Raw genomic sequence first — 25,029 nt, 5'->3', positions numbered from 1 at the left:
AGTAATTTCTTAAAAGCACTGATGACTGAACACGCACCCCTGATCCTCGACGTGGCGGGCACCACACTCACCGACGTGGACCGCCGCCGCCTGGCCCACCCGCTGACCGGCGGCGTGATCCTGTTTGCCCGCAACTGGGAAAACCGCGCGCAGTTGCTGCAGCTCACCAGCAGCATCAAGGCCGTGCGTGACGACCTGCTCATCTGCGTGGACCACGAAGGCGGCCGTGTGCAGCGCTTCCGCACCGACGGCTTCACCCACCTGCCGCCCATGCGCGCCCTGGGCGAGATGTGGATGGACGACGGCCAAGGCGCCAAGGCCGTGCCCGGCAGCGGCGCCTTGCGCGCCACCAATGCCGCCACGGCGGCGGGCTATGTGCTGGGGGCCGAGCTGCGGGCCTGTGGTGTCGATTTCTCGTTCACCCCGGTTCTCGATCTCGATTGGGGCGAAAGTGGTGTGATCGGCGACCGGGCCTTCCACCGCGACCCGCGCGTGGTGGCGCTGCTGGCCAAGAGCCTGATGCACGGCCTGCTGCAGGCGGGTTTGGCCAACTGCGGCAAACACTTCCCCGGCCACGGATTCGTGAAGGCCGACTCGCACACTGAAGTGCCCGTGGACAAGCGCAGCCTCAAGGCCATTCTGGCCGACGACGCGGCGCCATACCCCTGGCTCAGCAGCACGCTCACCAGCGTGATGCCCGCCCACGTGATCTATCCCAAGGTCGATAGCCGCCCCGCAGGCTTCTCGCGGCGCTGGCTGCAGGACATCCTGCGCCGCCAGATGCGTTTTGACGGCGCCATCTTCAGCGACGACCTCAGCATGGAAGGCGCCCGCCGCCTGGACGGCCAGGTGGTCAGCTACACCGACGCCGGCATTGCGGCGCTGGAGGCGGGCTGCGACCTGGTGCTGCTGTGCAACCAGAGCCTGGGCGACGGCCAGGCGGTGGATGAACTCATCGATGGCCTGGAAAAGGCCCGCAAGCAGGGCCGCTGGCAGCCCAGCGTAGACAGCGAATCGCGCCGCCTGGCGCTGCTGCCCGAAACCCTGCCCCAGCCCTGGGACGAGCTGATGTACCAGCCGGCCTACCTGCAGGCGCTGGATCTGCTGCCCTGAGGGGCTGTTTCCAATCCCCCGCGAGGAGGTCGAAGCCAGGCGTTCAGGGTTGCCCTGAACCGCCCTGCGGCGCTGGTGCTGGCGCGGAGGTTTGGGGCGAGGGTGGTTGTGCTGCACCGGGCATTGTTGCCGGGTCTGCAGGTTCTGGCGGCGCTGCTGCAGCGGGCGCCAGCGGTGTTGCCGGCGCAGGCACGCCCTGGAAGCGCCGCACCACCCGCTGGAACACCAGCGAATTCGGGATCTGCAGCCAGGCCACATGCTCGGCCGTGGCGCCTTGGTCTTCCAGCGTGGTGTAGAGCAGGTTGATGTCCACCACACGGCCCTTGGCGCCGGGCTTTTCGGCGGTGTCAAGCACCTCGATGTAGTCGCCGATGCGGAATGGCCGCACCGTGAAGATCAGCAGTGCGCAGAACAGGTTGGACAACACGCTCCAGGCGGCAAAAAACGCCACCGCGCCCACGGTGGCAAACCCGGTGAACGCGGTCCAGAGCACTGTGGCCGAAACCCCCATGCGCTCCAGCACCAGCAGCAGCGCGCTGGCCACGATGATCCAGCGGATCAGCCCGTTGAGGGGTACGACCAGCTCGTCTGGCACCTGGTAGTGGCTGCTGGCGCGGCGCACGATGCGGCGCAGCACGCGTTGCAGCAGCCAGGCCACAAAGAGGATGAGCAGGATCTGCGTGCCGGGGATGATGACCTCCAGCCAGTCCTGCACCCAGTCGGGCAGACGGGTTTTCAGCAGCTGCATGCGGGACGCCACGGTGCGCGCGCTGCGCTCGGTGGCATCAAACGAGAAGGCGGAAAAGAAACTCAATTGCGCAGTTGCTCCACGGTGTCCATCTGCATTTCAAAACTGAAGAAGCGGTTGCGGCCCTGTGCCTTGGCGGCGTAGAGGGCCTGGTCAGCGCGCATGATCATGCTCTCGGAATTGGTGCTGTCGTCGGGCACGCAGGTGGTGATGCCGCCGGACAGCGTGAGGATGTCGCCCAGGGGCGAATTGGCGTGTGCGATGGCCCGCACCTTGAGCAGCTGTCCTAGGGCGCGTGCGAAGGTCATAGCGCCCGATCGGGGTGTGTTGGGCAGGATGAGGGCGAACTCTTCGCCTCCGTATCGCGAGGCCACGTCCCGGGGGCGCACACACACCTCGCGCAGCAGGCGGCCCACCTCCTTCAGGCAGGAGTCGCCTTGCACATGGCCGCTGGCGTCGTTGAAAAGCTTGAAGTGGTCCAGGTCGCACAGCATCAGCGTGAGCGGCGTGCCGTCCCGGCGGGCCGCCAGGATCTCGTTGTGCAGGATACGGTCAAATCCCCGGCGGTTGACCAAGCCGGTGAGGGCGTCGATCTCCACCATCTCATTGAGCCGCTGGTTGGCGGCATGCAACTCGGCCGACATCAGCACCAGCCTGCGGCGCATGTCCAGCAGACGCCGCATGGCGCGCAGCTTGGCCATCAGCACGATGGGCTTGACGGGTTTGACGAGGTAGTCGTCGCCCCCCACCTCAATGCCGCGCCACACGTCCAGCTCGTTGTCCAGGCCCGACAAGAAGATGATGGGCGTCCAGTCGCCCGCTTCGCTCTCGCGCATCTGCTGGGCCACCCAGTAGCCGTCCTGGCCGGGCAGCTTGATGTCGAGCAGCACCAGGTCCGGGCGGTGGGTCTTGAAGAGGTGCAGCGCCGCCTGTCCCTCGGGCGCCTCGAAGATGCTGGACACGCCTGCGCGCCGCAGCTCGGCCACCAGCGCTGCGCGCACAGAGCCCTGGTCTTCGACCACCAGCACCGAGAACGCACTGCCCGAGGGCAGGGGCTCGACGGGGGGTTGTGTGGCTGGGTAGGGGGCGTTGCTGGAGCTGAAAGGCACAGGGGTCTCCTTGGGCGCCGTCAAACGGCGCAGTCTCGGGCTCCCGGAGTGCATGGCCCCGGGGCCTCGCTCGGGCTCAGGACTCGCGGCGCAGCGCCGGGAACAGGATCACGTCGCGGATGCTTGGGCTGTCGGTCAGCAGCATCATGAGGCGGTCAATGCCAATGCCGCAACCCCCGGTGGGGGGCATGCCGTATTCCAGAGCGCGCACAAAGTCGTGGTCGTAGAACATGGCCTCGTCGTCGCCGCTGTCCTTGGCAGCCACCTGGGCGTGGAACCGGGCGGCCTGGTCTTCGGCATCGTTCAGCTCGCTGAAGCCGTTGCCGAACTCGCGGCCCGTGATGTACAGCTCAAAGCGCTCGGTCACCTCGGGGCGCGTATCGTTGGCGCGGGCCAGCGGGCTGATTTCGGTGGGGTGCTCCATGATGAAGGTGGGCTGCCACAGCTTGTCTTCCACAGTCTCTTCAAAGTAGAACACCTGCAGGCTGGCCAGAGAGCGAGTGGAGAGTTTGTCCTTCTCCTCCGTCATGCCCAGCTTCTTGAGGGCGCTGATGAGCCAGGCCGCATCGTCCACATGGGCGCCAGCTTCGGTGTACTGGAAGATCGCTTCGCGGATGGTCAGGCGCGCAAACGGCTGGCTCAGGTCCACGGCGCGCCCACCGTAGCTCAGCTGCAGCGAGCCTGTGGCCTTCAGGGCCACCTCGCGGATCAGCGTCTCGGTGAAGTCCATCAGGTCCAGGTAGTTCCAGTACGCCGCGTAGAACTCCATCATGGTGAACTCGGGGTTGTGGCGCACCGAAATGCCTTCGTTGCGGTAGCTGCGGTTGATTTCGAACACGCGCTCGAAGCCGCCCACGATCAGGCGCTTCAGGTACAACTCCGGGGCGATGCGCAGGTACATCTCCTGCTCCAGCGCGTTGTGGTGCGTCACGAACGGCTTGGCGTTGGCGCCGCCCGGGATCGGGTGCAGCATGGGCGTTTCGACCTCCAGGAAGCCGTGGCTCACCATGAACTCGCGCAGCCCGCTCACAGCCTTGCTGCGCGCCATGAAGCGCTTGCGCGCCTGCTCGTCGGTGATCAGGTCCACATAGCGCTGGCGGTACTTCTGCTCCTGGTCGGCCATGCCGTGGAACTTGTCGGGCAGCGGGCGCAGGCTCTTGGTCAGCAGGCGCAGGCCGGTCACCTTGATCGACAGCTCGCCCGTCTTGGTCTTCATGAGGGTGCCCTCAGCACCCACGATGTCACCCAGGTCCCAGTGCTTGAAGGCGGCGTACAGCTCTTCGCCCACCGCATCGCGGGTGACGTACAGCTGGATGCGGCCGCCGACCTCGCCCAGGGATCCATCCTGAATCGTGGCAAAACTGGCCTTGCCCATCACGCGCTTGAGCATCATGCGGCCGGCCACGCTGACGGTGACGGGTGTGGCTTCCAGTGTTTCGTTGGCCGTCTCGCCGTGGTCCTGGTGCAGCTGGGCCGCCTTGTGGGCGGGTTTGAAGTTGTTGGGGAAGGCCACGCCGCCGCCATTGGCTTGCACTTCGCGCAAGGCGCGGAGCTTTTCGCGGCGCTCGGCGATGAGCTGGTTGTCGTCCTGGGAGGAGGGGGCGAGGTTCTGGTCTGACATAGGGGCCGTCGGTGCGGTGGCGTGAATTGGGGCCGGGCCCCGCAAGGGCTGGGTTCGGCCAAACCCCTAATTTTATCGGCTATGTGCCGTCTTTTGGCGCCATGTCCCTGCGCGAGCGTCCGCACCACAGTGCGCGAGTGGTTTGCGCGATGATTTTCAGGTCGCCCCAAAGGGTGTGCGCGCGGGCGTACTGGGCCGCGTACTGCAACTTGATGGGCAGAATCTCTTGCACGTACGTCTGCTCGGGGTCGCTGCTCTGGCCCAGCACCGTGCTCTCGTCGCGGAACTCGATGGAGGCCAGGTCGGTGATGCCCGGCCGCACGCTCAGCACTATGTCCCGCACCGCCTCGGGGTACATCGCCACATAGCGGGCCACCTCGGGCCGCGGGCCCACGATGCTCATGTCTCCCACCAGCACGTTGATGAACTGCGGCAGTTCATCGAGCTTGGTGCGCCGCAGCCAGTGGCCCGCGCGGGTGATGCGGGCGTCCGCGCCCACGGTGATGACGGGGCCCGCCGCATCGGCACCGGCCCGCATGGTGCGGAACTTGTAGATGCGAAACGGCTGACCCGCGCGGCCGACGCGGGTTTGCCGAAAGAAAGTGCCGCCAGGCGAGTCGAGCCGGACCAACAGCGCCACAGCCACCAGCACCGGCGCCAGCAGCACCAGAGCCAGCGTGGAGAAAGCCAGGTCGAACAGGCGTTTGGGCATGGGGTCGGTCAGCCCAGAACCTCGTGCAGCGCTGCGATCACGCGGTCTTGTTCCGCATCGGTCATGGCGGTGAACAGGGGGATGCTGATCATCGACCGGTAGGCCGCGTCGGCGTCGGGGAACATCGCTGGTGTGAGCTGGTAGCGGTCGCGCCAGTACGGGTGCCGGTGCAGGGGCACGTAGTGAACGCTGGTGCCGATGCCCCGGTCCGACAGGGCCTGGATAACGTCGCCGCGGCCCAGGCGTGCGCCTTGGCGCAATCTGATGACATAAAGATGCCAGGCGTGCGTGTCACCAGCGGGCGCTTCGGTAGGCAAGACCAGCGGCAACGCGGCCAATTGCTGGTGGTACCGCGCCGCCAGGTATTGGCGCCGCTGCAAAAAGCCTGGCAGCCGCGCGAGCTGCTCCACGCCCATGGCGGCCGCGATGTCCGTCATGTTGTACTTGAAGCCCGGGGCGACCACCTCGTAGTACCAGGCGGGTGTTTTCGATGTGAAGCGATCAAACGCATCGCGGCTCATGCCGTGCAGGCGCATCACGCGCATGCGCTGGGCGATGGCCGGATCGCGCGTGACCGCCATGCCGCCCTCACCCGTGGTGATGGTCTTGTTGGCGTAGAAGCTGAACACGGTCACATCTGACTGCAACTGCCCCACCAAGTGACCCTGCCACGTAGTAGGCAGGGCGTGGGCTGCGTCTTCTACCACCTTGAGCCCGTACTCCTTCGCGATGGCAAGGATCTCGCCCATCTCGCAGGCCAGCCCGCCGTAGTGCACCGGCATGATGGCCATGGTACGCGGCGTGATGGCGGCGCGGATCTTGGCGGGGTCGATGTTCAGCGTCACCGGGTCCACGTCCACCAGCACCGGGTCGGCGCCCAGGTAGCGCACGACCTCGACCGTGGCCGTGAAGGTCAGGGTCGGGGCGATCACTTCGTCGCCGGGGCCGATGCCCAGGGCTTCCAGGGCCAGGTGCAGGCCCGCGGTGGCGGAGTTCACCGCAATCCCCTGCAGCCCATGGCCGCCCAGGTACTGCACGAACGCCTGCTCGAACTCCCTAGTCTTGGGCCCTGTCGTCACCCATCCCGAGCGCATGGCTGCGGTGGTCGCCTCGATCTCGGCGGGCCCGATGTCTGGCCTGGCGAAAGGGATGAAACTGGGCGGCGAAGAAGGGGTGGATGGGTGGGACATGGGGGCTCGGTGGGCGATCAATGGGGCAGGCCTGGTCAGAGCACGGCGCGGCCGATGGGGTGGTATTCAAGGCCCAGGGCCTTCATCTCGGCAGGCTCGAAAAGATTGCGGCCGTCGAAGATGACGGGTGCGCGCAGCGTGGCCGCGATGTGGTCGAAGTCGGGGCTGCGAAACTCTTTCCATTCCGTCACGATGATGAGCGCCGTGGCGCCGTCCAGCGCTGCATTGGCGCTGGCCGCAAAGTGCAGGCCTTGGCGGTCGCCCAGCATCTTGCGCGCCTGCGCAATGGCCACCGGGTCGTACGCGCAGACCTCGGCCCCCCGCTCCAGCAGGTCGTGGATCACGGTGAGGCTCGGTGCCTCGCGCATGTCGTCCGTGCCCGGCTTGAAGGCCAGGCCCCACAGCGCGAATCGCAGGCCGCTCAGGTCGGGGCCGAAGCGCGCGAGCACCTTGCGCACCAGCACCCCTTTTTGCCGGTCGTTGACGGCCTTCACGCCTTCGAGCACCTGCAAATGTTGCCCATGGTCGGACGCGGTCTTGAGCAGCGCGCTCACATCCTTGGGGAAGCATGAGCCGCCATAGCCGGCCCCGGCGTACAGAAAATGCGTGCCGATGCGCGGGTCCATGCCCATGCCGTTGCGCACGTGTTCGATGTCGACGCCCAGCGTTTCCGAGAGCAGGGCCAGTTCGTTCATGAAGCTGATGCGGGTGGCCAGCATCGCGTTGGCCGCGTACTTGGTGAACTCCGCACTGCGCACGTCCATTACCACGAACCGATCGCGGTTGCGCATGAAGGGCGCATACAGCGTGTGCAGGCGGCTGGCGGCCTCGGGGTCGCTGGTGCCGACGATCACGCGGTCGGGCCGCATGAAGTCCTGCACGGCAGAGCCTTCTTTCAAGAATTCCGGGTTCGACGCGATGGAATAGGCGGGCTGCGTGGCGCGCTGGGCCAGCACCGCATCCATGGCCTGGCGCACCTTGTCGGCGGTGCCCACGGGCACGGTGCTCTTGGTGACCACCAGCTTGTACTGGTCAATGTGCTGCGCCACGCCCCGAGCGGCGGCCAGCACGTGCTGCAGGTCGGCCGACCCGTCTTCACCGGGCGGCGTGCCCACGGCGATCATCTGAACCACCCCGTGCGCCACGGCCTGGGCCATGTCGGTGGTGAACTTGAGCCGCCCCGCGTGCGCATTGCGCACCACGATGTCGGTCAGGCCCGGCTCATGGATGGGGATGTGCCCCTCGCGCAGCGCACCGATGCGGTCGGCATCGTGGTCCATGCACACGACGTGGTTGCCCATCTCTGCAAGGCATGCGCCGGTGACGAGGCCTACGTACCCTGTGCCAATGACAGTGATCTTCATATGCGGTGCAGCGCCCTGTGTGCGGCATGCGCGGGGCGATGGATGTGTGCGGTAGTGTTCATCAAGGTTTGGCCGCCCAGGTCAGGCGGTGGGTACGCAGCGGGTGCATCAGTTGCGACGCCGGTGCAATCATCCACGCCGGCAGCCGCCGCGCGACGGGCGGTGCCAGCGTGAGCCGGCGAGACTGCAGGTGCGCCCCGGGGAACAGGGCTTGCAGCTCCTGCAACGGAACACGCCGGACGTCGGGGTTGCGGGGATTGTCCACCACAAAGTCGTACACCAGCACACCCCCGCCCGGTGCCACCCAGCGCCACAGGGTCTGCGCCATTTCGCGGCGGAAGGCAGCATCGAGCAGTGAACTGAACAGCGTGAACGCGAGCACCGCATCCTGGCTGGCGGGCGGCACATTGGCGCGGCACGCATCTCCCTCCAGCAGGGTGACCGCACCGGGCAGAAGATTCCGCGCCAGTGCCGCACGCTCGGGCAGAAGTTCGATGCCGGTCAGATGGCCCGGGGTCGCGCCCAGGCGGATGAGGTCCTGCAGGTTGCCACCGCTGCCGCAGCCGACTTCCAGCATGCGCCGGTTCCCCAGATTCGTCCAGCCATGGCCCGCCCAGGCGCGCACCGTGGCGCGCAGGCGCTCCTGCTGGGCCTGCAACGCGGCCGCATTGCCATACAGGCTGTAGCGGGCCTCGTCGGCGGCTGCATCGCGCCGCGCATAGCGGTCTTTGACGGCCTGGGGTTCGGGCATCGTCATCGGGTGATCCGTGCAAAGTCGGCCGACGGTGTGCGCGACCGCACGATATCCCACAGGCCCCGCCAGGTCCCGAGGCCGTAGCCCACATGGAAAGCCGCAATCGCCGCTGGCAGGCGCGGCAGCAGTGCCCAGTCGCCCGCAGCCCGGGCTGCTGCCACGGACGCGGCCAGCAGATAGCTGCCGTACGCCAGAGCCAGCCCCGCCAAGGGCAGCGCCGTCCAGGGCAGCAGGGCCGTGGTGGCAACCACCACCGCCACGAAGATGGCTGGCACGAGCTGGCGCAGGGCCCCCGGCTGGCCGTGCTTGCGCATGACGAAGGGGCGCCAGTAGCCGTACTGCCGCTGCTGCGAGAACAGGTGCTGCAGCGAGTTGCGCGGATGGTAGGTGGAGCGGATCAGCTGGCTCTGCCAGATGCGCGCGCCGGCCAGCCGCAGCCGCAGGTTGTGCTCATCGTCCTGGTTGCGCACCAGGGCTTCATCGAAGAGGCCATAGCGCTCGAACACGCTGCGCGGCCAGCAGCCCAGGTACACGGTGTCCACCTCGCCTTCGAACTGCACGTCGCGCGACCGCGCGCCGCCCACCACCCACCGGCACTGGAAGGCCGCCGCCACCGCTGCGCCCGTGCGGCCGGTGCCGCGGGCCACCCAGGGCCCGCCCACGTTGTCGGCGCCCGTGCGCGACAGGGCTGCTATGCACTGGGCAAGGTAGTCGGGCGCGAACTGGCTGTGCACGTCCAGGCGCGCAATGATGGCTCCGCGGGCCCGGGCGATGCAGGCGTTCAGGCCGGTGGAGACGATGCACCCGGGGTTGTCCACCAGCATCAGCCGAGGGTCGCCGGCGCAGCGCTCCTGCAGCCGCTGCCGGGTGCCGTCGTCGCTGTCGCCGTCGGCCACGAGCACCTCCATGCGCCAGCCTTCGGGCAGCACCTGGCTGATGGCCGAGTCGCAGAAGGCATCGATGTGCTGCCGCTCATTGCGGCAGGGCACGATGACGCTGATGAGCAGCGGGTTCAAATCACGGTCCTCTGGCATGTTCACCGGTAAGTTCACTGTGCGTCTGCCAGTTGCTGGTAGAGCGCATGCATGCGGTTCATCTGGGCGGCGCGGTCGCCATCTTGGGCGATGCGCGCCGCATTGTGCTCACCCACCTGGCGCGCTGTGTCGTCGTCGGTCACCAGGATGCGCAAGGTGCCTGCCAGCGCCGTGGCATCGTCCGCCGGCACCAGCCATTGCGCAGCGAGCCAGTGCCGGTTGGCCTGCAGGTCGCTGGCAACCACGGCCAGGCCGCAGGCCATGCTCTCGAGCACCGCGACCGATGTGGCGTCGCTGTCGGGTACCGAGATGGAGACCTTGCAGTCGCCCAGCACCTGCGCCATGCCCGCGTCGTCCAGCCGGCCGTGCAGGTGCACGCAATGCTGCAGCGCCGCGGCCTGCACCTGCTGGTGCAGGGCCGGCTCCAGGCTGCCGCCGCCGAGCAGGTGCAGGTGCAGGTCGTGGTCCTGCAGCCCGGCACGCAGGCGGGCAAAGGCGTCGATGATGGTGGCGATGCGGTAGTTGGGCTCCCAGGCGCGCAGGCTGATCAGATGCGTGGCGGGCTTGCTGTGCCAGGGCATGGGGCGAAAGCGGTTCAGGTCCACGCCCCAGTGGATCTCTTCGGCGGGGCAGGCGGGGCCGAACCGCGCCACGGCATCCATCAGGCTGGCCGAGTCCCCGGTGATGAGGTCCGCCTGCCGCAGCGTCCAGCCCGTGAGCCAGCGCATCCACGGGCTCTTGAGCGGCGTGACCAGCAGGTCGGTGCCCCAGGCCGTCATCACTAGCGGGTGTTTGCCGCAGCGCGCTGCCAAGTAGCCGTACGACGTGATGTAGTGGGCGTGCACGATGTCGGGTGCCAGCTCGCGCACGTGGCGCTGCGTTTCGCGGACGCGAAAAAGCCAATCGGTGGAGCGATGCACCGGCCGCAGCGTGCGGACCTCCACGCCGGGTATCTCCGCAGGCCGGGCCGTGATCAGCGATACGCGCCAACCGCGCTGCAGCATCTCGCGCGCCCAGCGCTGGACGTGCGGGCTGGTGGCATCGCCGAGCAGGCACAGGTGTCGTGGCGTTCGCGTAGGCTGCGTCATCTCAGTCATGGGCGGTATGCGGACTGGCCGGCGAAAGCGGCCCTGCCCACGATTCATAGTGCGGCACCAGCTCGGGGAACTGCGCCAGCAACTGCGCGTCCCGCGCGCGGACATCGCCGACCTGTCGCGCGGGCGCTCCCGCCATGATGGCGAAGTCCGGCACCTCGCCGCGCACCTGCGCAAAGGCGCACACTACCACCCCCTTGCCCAGGCGCGATCCCGCCTCGATCAGGCTGTGCGGACCGATGAAGGTGTAGGCGCCGATCTGTACCGGGGCGCTGATGTAGCCAGGCTTGGTGGCGCCTTCGTGCGTGGCATAGCCCCGGCCCAGCAGGCGGATTGCTCGGTGGGAGCTGTGGGTCACGATGCTCACGAAGTTGGTGATCTGCACACCTTCGCCGATCTGCAGGCCGCCGGCGGCGTCGATGAAGTTGAACTGCCCGATGAACACATGGTCCGCCAGTTGCAGGCCTTCGGCGCCTTCGATGCAGGTGCTGGGCGCGATGCGCGTGTGGGCCCGCAGGCGGCCCGCCGCATCGCGTTCGCCGAACACCATGCGGTAGAAAAGTGCCTGCCAGAGGCTGCGACGCCAGCGGTTAAGCAGCGCTCTCATGGGGGATGTCCTTCCAGTGCGCCAGGGCCCAGACATAGTAGACAAAGTAGGCCAGCATGCTGGCAGAAATGCCCCATCCTGCGCCGGTGAGGCCGCCCAGGTACAGCCCGGGCACGAGGCCTGCAAAGAACAGGCATTGTCCGACGAGCGCCAGGCGCAACGCCCAGGCCTGCGCTTTCCAGGCCATGGTCACCACCGCCAGCGGGGACGCGATGAAGTGCAGGGCAATGTACGGCGCCATGGCGCAGGCGAGTTCGCCGGTCTGCGCCCATTGGTCGCCAAAGGCCAGGGAGAAGATATACGGGCCCCCCACCAGCAGGACGGCTGCGAGGGGCAGCGCGATGGCCGCCAGCCCCAGCACCGCACGCCGCACGATGGTGCGCGCTTCTGCGCTGCCCCTGGCTTGCAGCAGGCGCGGGTACAGGGTTTGCGACAACGCACCGCCCACCAGCGTGGCCGGCGCCTTGAGGTAGCGCAGCGCTAGCGCCCAGACCCCGGCCGCTGCGTCGCCGGTGAGGGCGGCCACCAGCACCAGCGTGAGCGTTTCCTGCAGTGCGCCCAGGAAGGCGTGGGGCGTGTTGAGCAGCGGAAAGTCCCGGTGCCGCCGGGCAGCCGCCGCCAAGGCAGCCCGCGGCCTGCGCCACAGCCCTGCCCAGCCACCGGCCGGGGCGGGGCGGGCCAGCAGGCAGGCAGCGGCGAGCGCGGTGGTGGCTGCGCCCAGCATCAGCCCCAGCGGGCCTATCTTCAGCAGGCCCAGCAGCAGCTGCACGATGGCGCCGCCCCCTTGCTGCACGAGCCGGGCCAGTGCCAGCAGCCCGAACATCTGCGACCGCGTGGCCCACATCGTGAGCCACTGCACGGTGCCTGCCGCTGCCACGGCTAGCGGCAGGCTCCACGCCAATGGCATGCCTTGCCACAAAGCCAGCACGGCACCCGCCGCGGCGGATGCCGCCGTGACGGCCAGGAGGATGCGCGCACACAACGCCATGAGTTCGGCAGCGCCCTCGTCGCTGGTCTCCAGCGGCAGCGCAAACTCGTACCGCGCGCAGGCCACCACGGCGATGTTGGTGGACACCGCCCAGAGCAGCGCAAACTGCCCGTACGCCTCGGGGCTGTACACGCGCGTGAGCGCCGGGCCCAGCAGCAGCGGAATGGCGTGGGCCGCAACGCTGCCCGTGAGGAGGGTCAGCGTGCCCCGCACAAGCCCTGGCTTCATGGCGCTTCCGCGGCTTCGGGCTGGTAGCCCGGCACCAACTGCCGCAGCAATGCGGTCATGGCGCCGTGGTCCCCCGCCTGGGCGGCCTGGCGCAAAGCCTGCAGCGAGGCCTGCAGTTCGTCCCATGGCCGGTACTCCTCGCGCGCCCGCAGGATGCGGGGGTGGGCCGTGGGCAGTGGGTTATCGCCGATCAGGAGTTCTTCATACAGCTTTTCACCGGGGCGCAGGCCGGTGAACACGATCTCGATGTCGCCCGCCGGGTGCCGTGCATCGCGCACCGTCAGGCCCGACAGCGCCACCATGCGCTGCGCCAGGTCCAGGATCTGCAGGGGCTCGCCCATGTCGAGCAGGAACACATCGCCCCCTTCGGCCATGGCACCCGCCTGCAGCACCAGTTGGGCGGCCTCGGCGATGGTCATGAAGTAGCGCGTGACCTCCGGGTGGGTCACCGTGACCGGGCCGCCCATGGCGATCTGGTTGCGAAACAGCGGGATCACGCTGCCGCTGGAGCCCAGCACGTTGCCAAAGCGCACCATCGAAAAGCGTGTGGTGCATTTCCAGGGGCCGTCCGCAGCATCGGCTCCGAACGGTGTGCGTGGCGACGCAGCCACGGCCTGCAGCACCATCTCCGCCACGCGCTTGGTGGCGCCCATGATGTTGGTGGGCCGCACGGCCTTGTCGGTGGAAATCAGCACGAAATGGCTGGCACCGTGCTCCAGCGCCACCCCCACCATGACCAGCGTGCCGAAGACATTGTTCAAAATGCCTTCGCCTGCATTGGCCTCCACCATGGGCACGTGCTTGTACGCGGCGGCATGGTAGATGGACGCGGGCCGGTACTGGCGGCAGATGTCGGCCATGCGCTCCTGCTGCGTCACGTTGGCCAGCAGGGGGGCCAGCTCGCAGGTGTGTTCGCCCTGCTGCGCCAGCGCCTGCAGCTCGTGGTGGATGGTGTAGAGCGCAAATTCGCTGTGGTCCACCAGCAGCAGCTGCCGGGGGCGCTCGCGCACGATCTGCCGGCACAGTTCGCTGCCGATGCTGCCGCCTGCACCGGTAACCAGCACCACCGTGCCCTGCAGGTTGCGGCCCAGCAGTCCGGGGTCGGGGGCCACGGGCTCGCGGCCCAGCAGGTCTTCGATCTCCAGCTCCTGGAAGTCGGTGACCGTGACGCGCCCGCTGGCCAGGTCCGACAGGCCTGGCAGGGTGCGGATGCGCACGGGCAGGTCCCGCATGCCTTCGATGATCTCGCGGCGGCGCTGCCGCGTGGTGCTGGGCAGTGCAAGCAGGACGTCGGTGATGTCGAGCCGGCGCACCACGTCGGCGAGTGCACGCGGCGAGTGCACGCGCACGCCGTTGATGCTGCGGCCGATCTTGCCGGCGTCGTCGTCCACAAAGCCCTTGAGTAGGTACTGGCGCATGTTGCCCAGGCCGGCCGCCGTCTGAGCCCCCGCACTGCCAGCACCGTAGATCAACAGGCGATACGAAGCGTGGTGGCTGCGGCCCGCCAGGGCCAGCCAGCCCAGGGCGCGGCTGGCGCCCACAAGTAGCATGAATAGCAGCGGCTGCAGGATGCCCACGCTGCGCGGCACGCCCTCCCATTGCGCTGCAAGCAGGCATGCCAGCAGCAGGGCACCGTAGATCGCGACCGCCCGCCCTGTAGTGATGAGTGCGGTGATGCCGGTGTAACGGAAGATCGCGCGGTACAACCCCAGCTTAGCGAAGATGGGGAAGGCGAGCGCTGGCGCCAGCGCGTAGGCCAGCCACTGCATGCCCTGCGGCCAATGGGGAGTCTCCAGCCTCAGCGTGAAGGCTAGCCACATCGCAGCGAGACCCAGGCACACATCCATGGCCACGACTACCAGTCGTTTGGCTGCGCGGGACCAGCCCAAGATGCGGTTCAGCATGGACGTGGAGGCGGGGTCGCCGAAGGGGGGGAGCTCTTCATGGCGTGGGCGCAATCCCCGTCCTCTCCAACACATCCCCCACCAACTCCAGCCGTACTAGCGGATTCTCGAGCTCCATCAAACGCTGCTTGAGTTCCAGCGGTACGGGCAACAGCTCGCACCAGCGGTTGGACACCCAGCCGCAATCGTCCAGTTGCGCGTCGGTGGGTGCAATGGCGTTGGGCGTTTCGGGATCGCGTTGCCGGAGTGTGTGCAGCACCTGCGCCAGTGCGGTGGCTGCCTTCTTGAGGTCGCCGGGGACGGGTACCGGGAGGTCGGGGTCTACGTGATCCACATCGGCGGTCCACAGGCCGTGGGGCAGGTGATGGCGCTGGGTGATGCGGAAACGTTGGCTGGCGCGGCACAGCAATGTGATCAGGCCTGGCTGGCGGTGGTCCAGCTGTTCGATGATCGCCAGGGTGCCGACGTCGCTGAAGCGCTCTTCGGGCGCACCCGCCTGGCGCACTTCGTGGCCGTGGGTGAGGGAGACCACGCCAAACGGCGCACCTGCCTGGTGGCACTTGCGCACCATGTCCAGGTAGCGCACCTCGAACACACGCAGCGCCAGCACGCCGCCCGGGAACAGCACGGAGTTCAGGGGGAAAAGTGGCAGGGATGACAGTGTGAGGGCTTGGGACATGAGCGGGGTGAGGCGCTTTGGCCCGCTATCATCCCACGGCGCAACCCGCTTTCAGTCCTGCCCTTGTTTTTCGTTCCCTCCGCCCCTTTTTCCACCCATGCTCTTTCAGATCGCTTCTTTCCTGCTCGACGTTGTTGGTGGCTTGCTCACGGGAGCCTGTCTGCTGCGGCTGTACATGCAGTGGCAACGTGTTCCGTTCGCCAACCCGGTGGGGGGGGTGGTATTTGCCCTGACAGACTGGCTGATCATGCCGCTGCGCCGAGTGATTCCGCCGGTGGGGCGCTGGGATGTGTCGAGCCTGGTGGCTGCTGCATTGCTGCAGCTGGTGCAGTACTCCCTGCTGACTTTGTTGCTCGGGGCCGCTTCTGCATGGGCCTGGTTGCCGTGGCTGGCCCTGTTTGGCCTGGCGCGGGTGGCGGTGTCGGGGCTGATTGGCCTTTTAATCGTCTACGCCGTGATGTCCTGGGTGCAGGCGCGTTCGCCGCTGTCCGACGTGATTGCCCGGTTGTGCGAGCCAGTCCTGAGGCCATTTCGCCGGATCATTCCCCTGGTGGGGGGCATCGACCTGTCGCCCCTGGCCGTGCTGGTGCTGCTGCAGGTGGTCATGATTGTGCTGGGCCATTTGCAGGCCAGCGTCATGCGTTGAGCCGGAAGAGCTACTCAAAAACGGCCCCTGCGCGCAATGGGTAAGCCTGAGTAGCTATCAAAAAAAGAGCGACCGCGCCAGATAGGCGTGGCCGCTCACTCTGCATCTGCGGGCTTGTAGTTACATCACCGCATCCGCGGGCAGGCGCTGTAGCATGGCCAGGCTGCTGGCCACGGTGTTGCGCAGTTCGCGGCGGTCGCAAATGAAGTCCACGGCGCCCTTGGTCTGCAGGAATTCGGCGCGCTGGAAGCCCTCGGGCAGCGTCACGCGCACAGTCGATTCGATCACGCGCGGACCGGCAAAGCCGATCAGGGCCTTGGGCTCGGCGATCACGATGTCGCCGACGAAGGCAAAACCAGCAGAGACGCCGCCCATGGTCGGGTCGGTCAGCACGCTGACATAGGGCAGGCCCTTCTTGGCCAGGCGGGTGAGAGCGGCATTGGTCTTGGCCATCTGCATGAGCGACAGCAGGCCTTCCTGCATACGGGCACCGCCGGTGGCGGTGAAGCAGATGAAAGGCACCTTCTGCTCGATGGCGGTTTCCACGCCACGCACGAAGCGCTCGCCCACCACGGAGCCCATGGAGCCGCCCATGAAATCAAACTCGAAGCAGGCCGCCACCACGTTGATACTCTTGACCGCGCCACCCATGACGATGAGCGCATCGGTCTCGCCAGTGTTCTCCAGGGCTTCCTTCAGGCGCTCGGGGTACTTGCGGCTGTCCTTGAACTTGAGGGCGTCGACCGGCAGCACTTCCTGGCCGATTTCATAGCGGCCTTCGGCGTCGAGGAAGGAGTCCAGGCGCGCACGGGCACCGATGCGGTGGTGGTGGCTGCAGTGGGGGCAGACGTTCTGGTTGTGCTCCAGGTCGGCCTTGTAGAGCACTGTCTCGCAGCTTGGGCACTTGATCCACAGGCCCTCTGGCACCTGGCGGCGCTCGGTGGGGTCGGTTTGCTGGATCTTGGAGGGCAGAAGTTTTTCGAGCCAGGACATGGTGTTCTCCTCTTCGGTGGCTCGGCCTGTGGGGGCGCTTGAAGCGCCAGGGGCAGGCCGGGTGGAATCTGTGGCGCTCCGCACCGGGTGGGGTGCGGGCGCGCCGGGCTGCATTATGCGTCCAGGTGTCTAGGCGTCCAAAGCCTTGCGAATGCCGCGCAGGAAGTCGATGGTCAGGGGCACCACCTTGGCATGCTCCTGGTCTTCGATCAGCTGGATGATGCGGCTGCCGATGACCACGGCATCCGCCACCTTGCCAATCGCCTGGGCCGTGGCTGCGTCGCGGATGCCGAAGCCCACGCCCACGGGGATGGTCACATGCTGGCGAATACGGGGCAGCATCTGCTCCACGGCCGAGGTGTCGAGTGCGCCCGAGCCGGTCACGCCCTTGAGCGACACGTAGTACACATAGCCGCTGGCCACGCGCGCCACCTGGGCCATGCGCTCATCCGTGCTGGTGGGCGCCAGCAGGAAGATCAGGTCCATGTTGTGCGCGCGCAGGCTGGCGGCAAACTGCTCGCACTCCTCCGGCGGGTAGTCCACGATGAGCACACCATCGACCCCGGCTTCGGCGCTGTTACGCACAAAGGCGCCCTCACCATGGACTTGGTCGTAGCGCTCCACCGGGTTCGCGTAGCCCATCAGCACCACGGGGGTGGTGGTGTTGCGCTTGCGGAACTCGCGCACATGGTCCAGCACCTGCACCATGCCTACACCCAGGCTCAGGGCCTTTTCGCCGGCCTTCTGGATCACGGGGCCGTCGGCCATGGGGTCGGAGAAGGGCACGCCCAGCTCGATCACATCGGCACCGGCCTCCACCATGCCGTGCATGAGGGCGGGCGTGATGTCGGCAAACGGAAAACCGGCCGTGACGTAAGGAATCAGTGCCTTGCGGCCCTGGGCTTTCAGCTGTTCGAAAGTGGTGTCTATGCGGCTCATGGCTTGGAGTCTCCGGGGCCGCCCTTGACGGTCAGGCCGCGCATGGAGGGGCGGTCGTAGAAATCTTCACCCGACAGGTCGGCCACGGTGCCGATGTCCTTGTCGCCCCGGCCCGAGAGGTTCACCAGGATCGCCTGGTCGGGCCGCATGGTGGGCGCGAGCTTGAGGGCGTAGGCGAAGGCGTGGCTGGATTCCAGCGCCGGGATGATGCCTTCGGTGCGGCACAGGTGGTGAAAGGCCGACAGCGCTTCCTGGTCGGTGATGCCCACGTACTCGGCGCGGCCGATCTCCTGCAACCAGGCGTGCTCGGGGCCCACGCCGGGGTAGTCCAGGCCCGCGCTGATGCTGTGTGTTTCGGTGATCTGACCATTGGCGTCCTGCAGGATGAAGGTGCGGTTGCCGTGCAGCACGCCCGAGCTGCCGCGTTGCAGCGATGCCGAGTGCTTGCCGCTGTCCAGGCCCTCACCGGCCGCCTCCACGCCGATCAGGCGCGTCTTCTCGAACGGGATGTAGGGGTGGAAGATGCCCATGGCGTTGCTGCCGCCGCCCACGCAGGCGATCACGGCGTCGGGCTGCTCGGCCGCGATCTTCTGCTCTGCCAGCATGGCGGGCATTTGTTCGATGGATTCCTTGCCGATCACGCTCTGGAAGTCTCGCACCATCATCGGGTAGGGGTGCGGGCCTGCCACTGTGCCGATGATGTAGAAGGTGTTGTCCACGTTGGCCACCCAGTCGCGCATGGCTTCGTTGAGCGCGTCTTTCAGCGTCTTGCTGCCCGATTCGACGGGCACCACGGTGGCGCCCAGCAGCTTCATGCGGAAGACGTTGGGGCTCTGGCGCTTGACGTCCTCGGAGCCCATGTAGACCACACATTCGAGGCCGTAGCGCGCGCAGATGGTGGCCGTGGCCACGCCGTGTTGGCCGGCGCCTGTCTCGGCGATCACGCGGGGCTTGCCCATGCGCTTGGCCAGCATGGCCTGGCCGATCACGTTGTTGATCTTGTGGGCGCCGGTGTGGTTGAGGTCTTCGCGCTTGAGGTAGATCTGCGCGCCACCCAGCTCGCGGCTGGTGCGGGCTGCGTGATAGACCGGCGAGGGGCGGCCCACGAAGTGCTTGAGTTCGTACGCGAATTCGGCCAGGAAATCCGGGTCGTTCTGGTAGCGGGCGTAGGCGTCGCGCAGTTCCTGGATCGCGTGGGTGAGGGTTTCGCTGACGAAGCTGCCGCCGTAGGGGCCGAAGTGGCCTGAAGCATCAGGTTGCTGATAGGAATTCATGAGGGTTCTTTGCAAGTTGGACATCGGCCGCGCGCACGGCGGCGATGAAGCGCTCGATCTTTCCGGCGTCCTTGATGCCCTTCAGGGGCTGACCATCGGGACTGTTCGGGTCCGTGGCCTCGACGCCGGAGCTGACATCAACCGCCAGCGTTTTGCAACGCGGGCGGACTTGCAAAATGCCATCGGTCACGTTTGCAGGCGTGAGTCCACCAGACAAAACGAGGTGAGAGCTGACGCTTGGTGGAAGGAGTGACCAATTGAATGCCTTGCCGCCGCCGCCATAACCTTCGACATGGGCGTCGAGCAGGATGGCCTGGGCGTGAGAATAATCGTTCGCGTATTTTACGAGGTCGAATCGGGCGGCACCATCACCCAGGGGAATGCGTGCTGCGCGCAAGTAGGGCCTGGCGCCCTGGCTGGTGGCTGCCAAGCAGTCTTCGGGCGATTCATCACCATGAAATTGGATGGTTGCGCCTGCTACTAAAGCGCTTGCAGCTATCACATTTGTAGCGGTCTCGTTCACACAGAGCAGCACCGGGGTCACAAACGGAGGCAGGCGTTTGGCCAGCTGGGCTGCGCGCGCCGGAGTGACCGCACGGGGGCTCGGGGCATAGAGCACAAAGCCGATCGCGTCGGCACCTGCGGCCACGGCTGCATCCACGTCCTCCTCGCGGGTCAGGCCGCAGATCTTGATGCGGGTGCGGGCGGGGGGGGGGGGGCAATGTCTTGGGCTTTCATGGCAGCCAATCATACGCAGCCGTGCGCTGGGGCAGGCCCCAGCGGGCTTCGTAGACCGGGCCCTGAAAATACAGCCCGTCGGGCGAAAACGTTGGTGCGGCCGCGTCGCGTGACTGGGCGGCCAGCACCTGAGCCATCCATTCGGGCGACTGGTCTCCCCGGCCCACGGCAATCAGGCAGCCCATGATGTTGCGGATCATGTGGTGCAGAAAAGCGTTGGCTTCGAACTCAAAGCGCCAGTAACAGGGGCTCCAGCCCAGTTCCGGGTGGGGGGCGCTCAGGCCCCGGCGGGTGATGTCGATGCGATGCAGCGTCTTGATGGGCGACTTGGCCTGGCAGGCAGAGGCGCGAAAGGACGTGAAGTCGTGCTCTCCCAGCAGAATGTCGGCCGCCTGCCGCATGGCGTTGTGGTCCAGCGGGTGGAACACCCAGCCCACGCGCCCGGCATCCACGCTCGGCCGCACAGGCGATTGCAAGAGCACGTAGGCATAGCGACGCGCCACGGCGCTGGCGCGGGCGTGGAAATCCGATGGGACGGGCTGCGCCCACTGAACGGCTATGTCGGCCGGGAGAAAGGTGTTGGTGCCCCGCACCCAAGACGATGCAGGCCGCTGAAGCGGAGTGTCAAAGTGCACCACCTGCATCAGTCCATGCACCCCCGCATCGGTGCGGCCAGCACACAGGGTGCCCACGGGGTGCGTGGCAAAGCGGCCCAGGGCCGCTTCGAGTTTGTCCTGAACCGTGTTGCCCGACAGCTGGCTTTGCCAGCCACTGTAGGCCTGGCCGTTGTAGCTCACACCCAGTGCCACCCGCGTCATGGGGTGGTCTGGGGACGGGGTGGGTGGGGTTGTGCGTGCCTGAGAGGGCAGCATCAGCCCAGTTCGGCCAGCATGCGCTGGGCGCGGGTCTTGAGTGCGCCGCTGGATTCCGCAACCACCTCTTCAATCAGCGTGCGGGCACCGTCGGTATCGCCAATGGCGTTGAACTCTTCTGCCAGTGCCAGTTTGGTGGCCAAGGGGTCGTCCTGCGCTGCAGCGGAGCCGTCGTCCGAGGAGTCGGCCACCGGGGCTGGCGCCTTGGCTGCGGGGGCGGCCATGGGCTTGGTGGGGGCGTTCAAGTCCAGAGACAGCTCGCCCAGGTCGAATTCCATGGGGCCAGAGTCCTTGGCGTCACCCGTCAGCGGAATGGGGCCGGAAGGGGCCATGCTCAGATCGTCAGCGCTGGGGAAGTCCAGGTCGGCCACCGGAGGGGGCGCCATGGGGCTGGGCGACGTGTCGGGGCTGTTCCATGCGGCGGGAGGTTCTGCGGACGGTGGGGGTAGATCCAGTTCGGGGCGCAGTGTGGGGGGCTCATCCGCGTCCGATGGCGTGTTGCCACGGGCGCCGGTGGCAGCGGCCGCCGCCGCAGCAAATCCGCCGGGGGCAGCGGGAGGTGCGTCGGTCAACGCGTCATCGGGCAGATCCAGGTCGAGATCTAGGTCCAGGTCGGGTGGCAAGGCTGCAGCAGGGCTGCCCGCGCCGGTGAATGTGCTGGGGAAGCCGCCAGGGGGCAGCGACGGCGACTCGTCTTCGCCCATGCCGGGGCGGCCGCCAGGTTGGTACAGGCGGTTGTCGGGTTCCAGGTCGCGACCCAGTTCGGCGATGCGTGCCCAGTCCGGGCCCTCGCCCTGGGTCAGCTTGAAGACCTCGCCGGCCACGGCCTCCAGGGCCTTGCGGTCCTGGCGTTTGGCGTAGATTTCACCCAGCTTGACGTGCACGGAAACACGGCCCGGGTTGTGGCGGACAGCTTCTTTGAGAATTTCTTCGGCCTGCAGGTCACGGCCATAGGCCAGGTAGACATCGGCCTCGGCCACGGGGTCCACATCACCGCCGGCGTCCAGCTGGCTCGGCGAATAGGCCATGGACGAGCCGGTGGTCATGTCGCTGTTGGCCGTGTCCACGCGCTGGCCGCCACTGGCGCCAAAGAAGGAGTCGGGCTGGATGCGGCTTTCCAGGAAAGAGCTGTCCACGCCGTTGTTCTGGCGGCGACGCTGGACGACGCGATAGGCGCCATACCCCAGCAGGCCTGCCAGCAAGATACCGCCACCGATCGGCAGCAGTGGATCGTCCATCAGACCGGCCAGGAAGCTAGGCTCTTCGACCGGTGCGGGGGCCGGGGCTGGCACGGGTGCCGGCGCCGGGGCTGGAGCCGGTGCAGGGGCAGATGCTTCGGCTGCAGGTGCCGAAGCTGCCGCTTCGGCGGGCACAGACGCTTCTGCAGGGGCGCTGGCTGCGGCTGCAGATGCCGATGCTGGTGCCTCTGGGGCGGGCGGGGCTGTCGGCGTGGCGGGTACGGCGGGTGCTTGCACAGCTACGCCTGCGGGGGCACTGGCAGCGCCAGCAGCTGCAGGGGCCGCGCTGCCACCCGTGGCGGACGAGGCTGCGCCCAGCTTGTTCAGGTCGGTGATGTTCTTGGACAGCTCGGCCATCCGGGTGGCGGCTTCGCCCGCCTGTTTGTCCTTGGCGACCTGCTCTTCTGCGGCCTTTTGTCCCTTTACGGAGCCCTTGGAGAGCGTGAGCTTGTCGGGTGCCGCCGTGGCGGGTTTTTTGTCTTCCACCCGGGTTTGTACAGAGCCAGAGGCCGAGCGTTGTGCGGCAGCCACTTCAGTGGATGGGGCCGCGCCAGCGAGCTTGCGGCGGAAATCGTTGAAGTCACGTGCCTGTGCTGCGAGGATCTGGCGTGCCTCGGGGGCTGTGGTGGACTGGGCTGCGGCCTCGTCGGGCATTTGCAGCACAGCGCCCGCCTTGATGCGATTGACGTTGCCCTGGATGAACGCGTCGGGGTTGGCGCGCATCATGGCGACCAGCATTTGGTCCAATGACACGCCTGCGGGCTTGTAGCTATTGGCGATGCGGCCGGCCGTATCGCCAGCCTGGACGGTGACGCCATCCGTGGGGGTGGGGCGTGGTGGGGCTGCAGGGCGGGGCGCAGCCGGTGCGGCGGCGGATTCGGTGGGTCTTGGGGCGGCTGGTGCGCGCACGGCAGGCGAGGCTTGCACTGCGGGAGCGGAAATCTGGGGCGAGGCTGTAACCGCAGGCGCAGGGCGGCGCAGGGCTGGCGGGTCGAACAGCATGGTGTAGCTGCGCACCAGGCGGCCGGTGCCCCAATTGGCATCCAGCACCAGATCCAGGAAGGGTTCGTTCACTGGGCGATCACTGGTCAGGCGCAACACTGCCGTGCCGTCGGGGCGGCGCTGCAGCTGGATCTGCAGGTTGTTCATGGCCTGGGTGTATTCCATGCCCTGGGCGCGGAACACTTCGGGGGCGGCGGCAGTGGCGCGCAGCGTGTCGGCTTCGGCCGGGGTGATCTGGGGCAGGTCGATTTCTGCGCGCAGGGGTTCGCCCAGGGCCGATTGCACGGTGATACGGCCCAGTGCCAGGGCTGATGCATCGCTGGCGTAAAAACCAGAGCAAGCCACGGCCGCAGCCGCCAGGACAGAGAATTTCCAACGATGCATGTTTGCCAACAACTGATGAGGATTTTGTGCGGCTCGGACGAGCGGTGCTTTTTTTGTCATGGTCTGGTCCCGCCCCGGCGCGTGAAAATATGTAAAAAGCACCATAGCATCAATGTTTTGCACTGACAAGCTGAGGTGGCGCCGAAGCTTTGAGAGGGGTGCCGGGGCCCCAACTTGGGGCATCCGGTTGTTGCCAATTGCCAACGTCCCGTAACGGAGTGTGTCTGGTGTCTGGACGTAAAAAAGCGCGCACACGGGGGTATGCGCGCTTTGGGAAGAGGGCCATTTGGCCCTGGAATCACGCGTCCAGCAGGATGCGCAGCATGCGGCGCAGCGGCTCGGCAGCGCCCCACAGCAGCTGGTCGCCGATGGTGAAGGCGCCCACGTATTCAGGGCCCATGGCCAGCTTGCGGATGCGGCCCACGGGGATGGTCATGGTGCCGGTCACAGCCACGGGGGTCAGGTCCTGGATGGTCGCTTCACGGGTGTTGGGCACCACCTTCACCCATTCGTTGTCGGCGGCGATCATGGCTTCGATGTCGGCCACGGGCACGTCCTTCTTGAGTTTGAAGGTCAGTGCCTGGCTGTGGCAGCGCATGGCGCCCACGCGCACGCAGAAGCCGTCCACGGGGATGGCGGCGGTGCTGAAACCTTCGCCCTGGCCCAGGATCTTGTTGGTCTCGGCCATGCCTTTCCATTCTTCCTTGGACATGCCGTTGCCCAGGTCCTTGTCGATCCAGGGGATCAGGCTGCCGCCCAGCGGCACACCGAAGTTGGCGGTCTCGGCACCGGTCAGGGCACGTTGCTTGGCGATCACCTTGCGGTCGATTTCCAGGATGGCGCTCTTGGGATCATGGAGCAGGTCCGCGACTTCGGCGTTCAGCGTGCCGTACTGGGTGAGCAGCTCACGCATGTGCTGGGCGCCGCCGCCGCTGGCGGCTTGGTAGGTCTGGGTGCTCATCCACTCGACCAGGCCCGCCTTGTACAGCGCACCCACGCCCATCAGCATGCAGCTCACGGTGCAGTTGCCGCCGATCCAGTCCTTGCCGCCGTTGGCGAGCGCGTTCTTGATGACCGGCATGTTCACCGGGTCAAGCACGATGACCGCGTTCTTCTCCATGCGCAGGGAGGAGGCTGCGTCGATCCAGTGGCCGTTCCAGCCCGCAGCGCGCAGCTTGGGGTACACCTCGTTGGTGTAGTCGCCGCCCTGGGCGGTGATGATGATTTCGCAGCGCTTGAGGGCCTCGATGTTGAACGCGTCCTGCAGGGCAGTCTCGTTCTTGGCCTGGGCAGGGGCCTTGCCGCCTGTGTTCGAGGTGGAGAAGAACATGGGTTCGATCAGATCGAAGTCCTTCTCTTGTTCCATGCGGTCCATCAGGACCGAGCCGACCATGCCACGCCAGCCGACCAACCCTACCAACTTGCTCATTTCAACGCCCCTTTTCAGTGTAAGAAACAGTGCCCGACCGGGACTGACTTTTGCCCCGGCTCGTCTGGGCCAGGGAGGGCGCACGACGATACCGGAGCTGGGTCAGCCCTTAATGGTCGTGGTTTTGGTGGTGATTGCGCGCACAGCCACGCCTGCCAGGGCGGCAGTAGCGGTGTTCAGGTCGAACGGGCGGGCGGCAAACATAAGGCGGGATTGTAGCGGATCGGGCCCCATCACCGTGTTTTGAGCGCTTTTTGCCCAGATTTACCGGGCCTGGCGATGCTTTCAGGACACAGCTGGATGGGTGCGCCCATGAAAAAGCGCCGCATTGCGGCGCTTTTTGGGGAAGGGGCAGGCCCGGCAGGCCTG

22 protein-coding genes are annotated in these 25,029 nt (G+C 66.9%); 2 read left to right on the top strand and 20 right to left on the bottom strand.

Annotation, left to right across the window (positions count from 1 at the left end):
- Positions 1–21 precede the first annotated feature (21 nt).
- Entirely contained in the window at positions 22–1,113 is a 1,092-nt protein-coding gene (gene nagZ / locus ACYZGB_RS06805) for a beta-N-acetylhexosaminidase (protein ID WP_462387487.1), read from the top strand.
- Between the two features lie 43 nt (positions 1,114–1,156).
- Here the strand turns inward: nagZ and ACYZGB_RS06800 are convergent, their stop codons facing one another.
- The 13 genes from ACYZGB_RS06800 to ACYZGB_RS06740 all read right to left on the bottom strand — a co-directional run bounded on the left by ACYZGB_RS06800 (position 1,157) and on the right by ACYZGB_RS06740 (position 15,145).
- Positions 1,157–1,861 (bottom strand): mechanosensitive ion channel family protein, encoded by a 705-nt coding sequence (locus ACYZGB_RS06800; protein ID WP_462387540.1) that lies wholly within the window; start codon positions 1,859–1,861, stop codon positions 1,157–1,159.
- A gap of 62 nt (positions 1,862–1,923) precedes the next feature.
- Positions 1,924–2,970 (bottom strand): GGDEF domain-containing response regulator, encoded by a 1,047-nt coding sequence (locus ACYZGB_RS06795; RefSeq protein ID WP_462387486.1) that lies wholly within the window; start codon positions 2,968–2,970, stop codon positions 1,924–1,926.
- Between the two features lie 76 nt (positions 2,971–3,046).
- Positions 3,047–4,591: a lysine--tRNA ligase gene (gene lysS / locus ACYZGB_RS06790; protein WP_462387485.1), complete on the bottom strand. Its 1,545-nt coding sequence runs from the start codon at positions 4,589–4,591 to the stop codon at positions 3,047–3,049.
- A gap of 79 nt (positions 4,592–4,670) precedes the next feature.
- Entirely contained in the window at positions 4,671–5,303 is a 633-nt protein-coding gene (locus ACYZGB_RS06785) for a sugar transferase (RefSeq protein ID WP_462387483.1), read from the bottom strand.
- A gap of 8 nt (positions 5,304–5,311) precedes the next feature.
- On the bottom strand, positions 5,312–6,493 hold the full coding sequence (locus ACYZGB_RS06780; RefSeq protein WP_462387482.1) for a DegT/DnrJ/EryC1/StrS family aminotransferase: 1,182 nt from the start codon (positions 6,491–6,493) through the stop codon (positions 5,312–5,314).
- Between the two features lie 35 nt (positions 6,494–6,528).
- Positions 6,529–7,857 (bottom strand): UDP-glucose dehydrogenase family protein, encoded by a 1,329-nt coding sequence (locus ACYZGB_RS06775; protein ID WP_462387481.1) that lies wholly within the window; start codon positions 7,855–7,857, stop codon positions 6,529–6,531.
- A gap of 61 nt (positions 7,858–7,918) precedes the next feature.
- Positions 7,919–8,614 (bottom strand): class I SAM-dependent methyltransferase, encoded by a 696-nt coding sequence (locus ACYZGB_RS06770; RefSeq protein WP_462387480.1) that lies wholly within the window; start codon positions 8,612–8,614, stop codon positions 7,919–7,921.
- Positions 8,611–9,627: a glycosyltransferase family 2 protein gene (locus ACYZGB_RS06765; protein WP_462387478.1), complete on the bottom strand. Its 1,017-nt coding sequence runs from the start codon at positions 9,625–9,627 to the stop codon at positions 8,611–8,613. The genes ACYZGB_RS06770 and ACYZGB_RS06765 overlap by 4 nt, the downstream gene beginning before the upstream one ends.
- A 32-nt stretch (positions 9,628–9,659) precedes the next feature.
- Entirely contained in the window at positions 9,660–10,742 is a 1,083-nt protein-coding gene (locus tag ACYZGB_RS06760; protein ID WP_462387477.1) for a glycosyltransferase, read from the bottom strand.
- Entirely contained in the window at positions 10,735–11,346 is a 612-nt protein-coding gene (locus ACYZGB_RS06755; protein ID WP_462387476.1) for an acyltransferase, read from the bottom strand. The genes ACYZGB_RS06760 and ACYZGB_RS06755 overlap by 8 nt, the downstream gene beginning before the upstream one ends.
- Positions 11,330–12,562, bottom strand: a complete 1,233-nt coding sequence (locus ACYZGB_RS06750) for a lipopolysaccharide biosynthesis protein (protein ID WP_462387475.1) — start codon at positions 12,560–12,562, stop codon at positions 11,330–11,332. Before ACYZGB_RS06750 ends, ACYZGB_RS06755 begins: the two co-directional genes overlap by 17 nt.
- Entirely contained in the window at positions 12,559–14,466 is a 1,908-nt protein-coding gene (locus ACYZGB_RS06745) for a polysaccharide biosynthesis protein (protein WP_462387474.1), read from the bottom strand. Before ACYZGB_RS06745 ends, ACYZGB_RS06750 begins: the two co-directional genes overlap by 4 nt.
- 37 nt (positions 14,467–14,503) lie before the next feature.
- Positions 14,504–15,145 (bottom strand): LON peptidase substrate-binding domain-containing protein, encoded by a 642-nt coding sequence (locus ACYZGB_RS06740; RefSeq protein ID WP_462387473.1) that lies wholly within the window; start codon positions 15,143–15,145, stop codon positions 14,504–14,506.
- Positions 15,146–15,242: 97 nt separating this feature from the next.
- On the opposite strand from ACYZGB_RS06740, the gene ACYZGB_RS06735 reads away from it, so the two are divergent.
- Positions 15,243–15,791 (top strand): YggT family protein, encoded by a 549-nt coding sequence (locus tag ACYZGB_RS06735; RefSeq protein ID WP_094285542.1) that lies wholly within the window; start codon positions 15,243–15,245, stop codon positions 15,789–15,791.
- A gap of 120 nt (positions 15,792–15,911) precedes the next feature.
- Here the strand turns inward: ACYZGB_RS06735 and accD are convergent, their stop codons facing one another.
- The 7 genes from accD to asd form a co-directional block, all read right to left on the bottom strand.
- Positions 15,912–16,784, bottom strand: a complete 873-nt coding sequence (gene accD, locus ACYZGB_RS06730) for an acetyl-CoA carboxylase, carboxyltransferase subunit beta (RefSeq protein WP_462387472.1) — start codon at positions 16,782–16,784, stop codon at positions 15,912–15,914.
- Between the two features lie 129 nt (positions 16,785–16,913).
- Complete coding sequence (trpA, locus tag ACYZGB_RS06725) at positions 16,914–17,723, bottom strand: tryptophan synthase subunit alpha (protein ID WP_462387471.1); 810 nt, start codon at positions 17,721–17,723, stop codon at positions 16,914–16,916.
- Positions 17,720–18,997, bottom strand: coding sequence for a tryptophan synthase subunit beta (trpB, locus tag ACYZGB_RS06720; RefSeq protein ID WP_462387470.1), 1,278 nt, complete (start codon positions 18,995–18,997; stop codon positions 17,720–17,722). The genes trpA and trpB overlap by 4 nt, the downstream gene beginning before the upstream one ends.
- On the bottom strand, positions 18,975–19,748 hold the full coding sequence (locus tag ACYZGB_RS06715; protein WP_462387469.1) for a phosphoribosylanthranilate isomerase: 774 nt from the start codon (positions 19,746–19,748) through the stop codon (positions 18,975–18,977). Before ACYZGB_RS06715 ends, trpB begins: the two co-directional genes overlap by 23 nt.
- Complete coding sequence (truA, locus tag ACYZGB_RS06710; protein ID WP_462387468.1) at positions 19,732–20,553, bottom strand: tRNA pseudouridine(38-40) synthase TruA; 822 nt, start codon at positions 20,551–20,553, stop codon at positions 19,732–19,734. The genes ACYZGB_RS06715 and truA overlap by 17 nt, the downstream gene beginning before the upstream one ends.
- Before the next feature lie 53 nt (positions 20,554–20,606).
- Entirely contained in the window at positions 20,607–23,231 is a 2,625-nt protein-coding gene (locus ACYZGB_RS06705; RefSeq protein WP_462387467.1) for a FimV/HubP family polar landmark protein, read from the bottom strand.
- A gap of 298 nt (positions 23,232–23,529) precedes the next feature.
- A complete protein-coding gene (gene asd, locus ACYZGB_RS06700) occupies positions 23,530–24,660 on the bottom strand; it encodes an aspartate-semialdehyde dehydrogenase (protein ID WP_462387466.1) in 1,131 nt (376 codons plus the stop codon).
- Positions 24,661–25,029: the final 369 nt, after the last annotated feature.

The organism is Acidovorax sp. Q11 (assembly GCF_054950075.1).
Note: the sequence above shows the minus strand (reverse complement) of the source record. Positions and strands in the feature narration are given on the sequence as shown.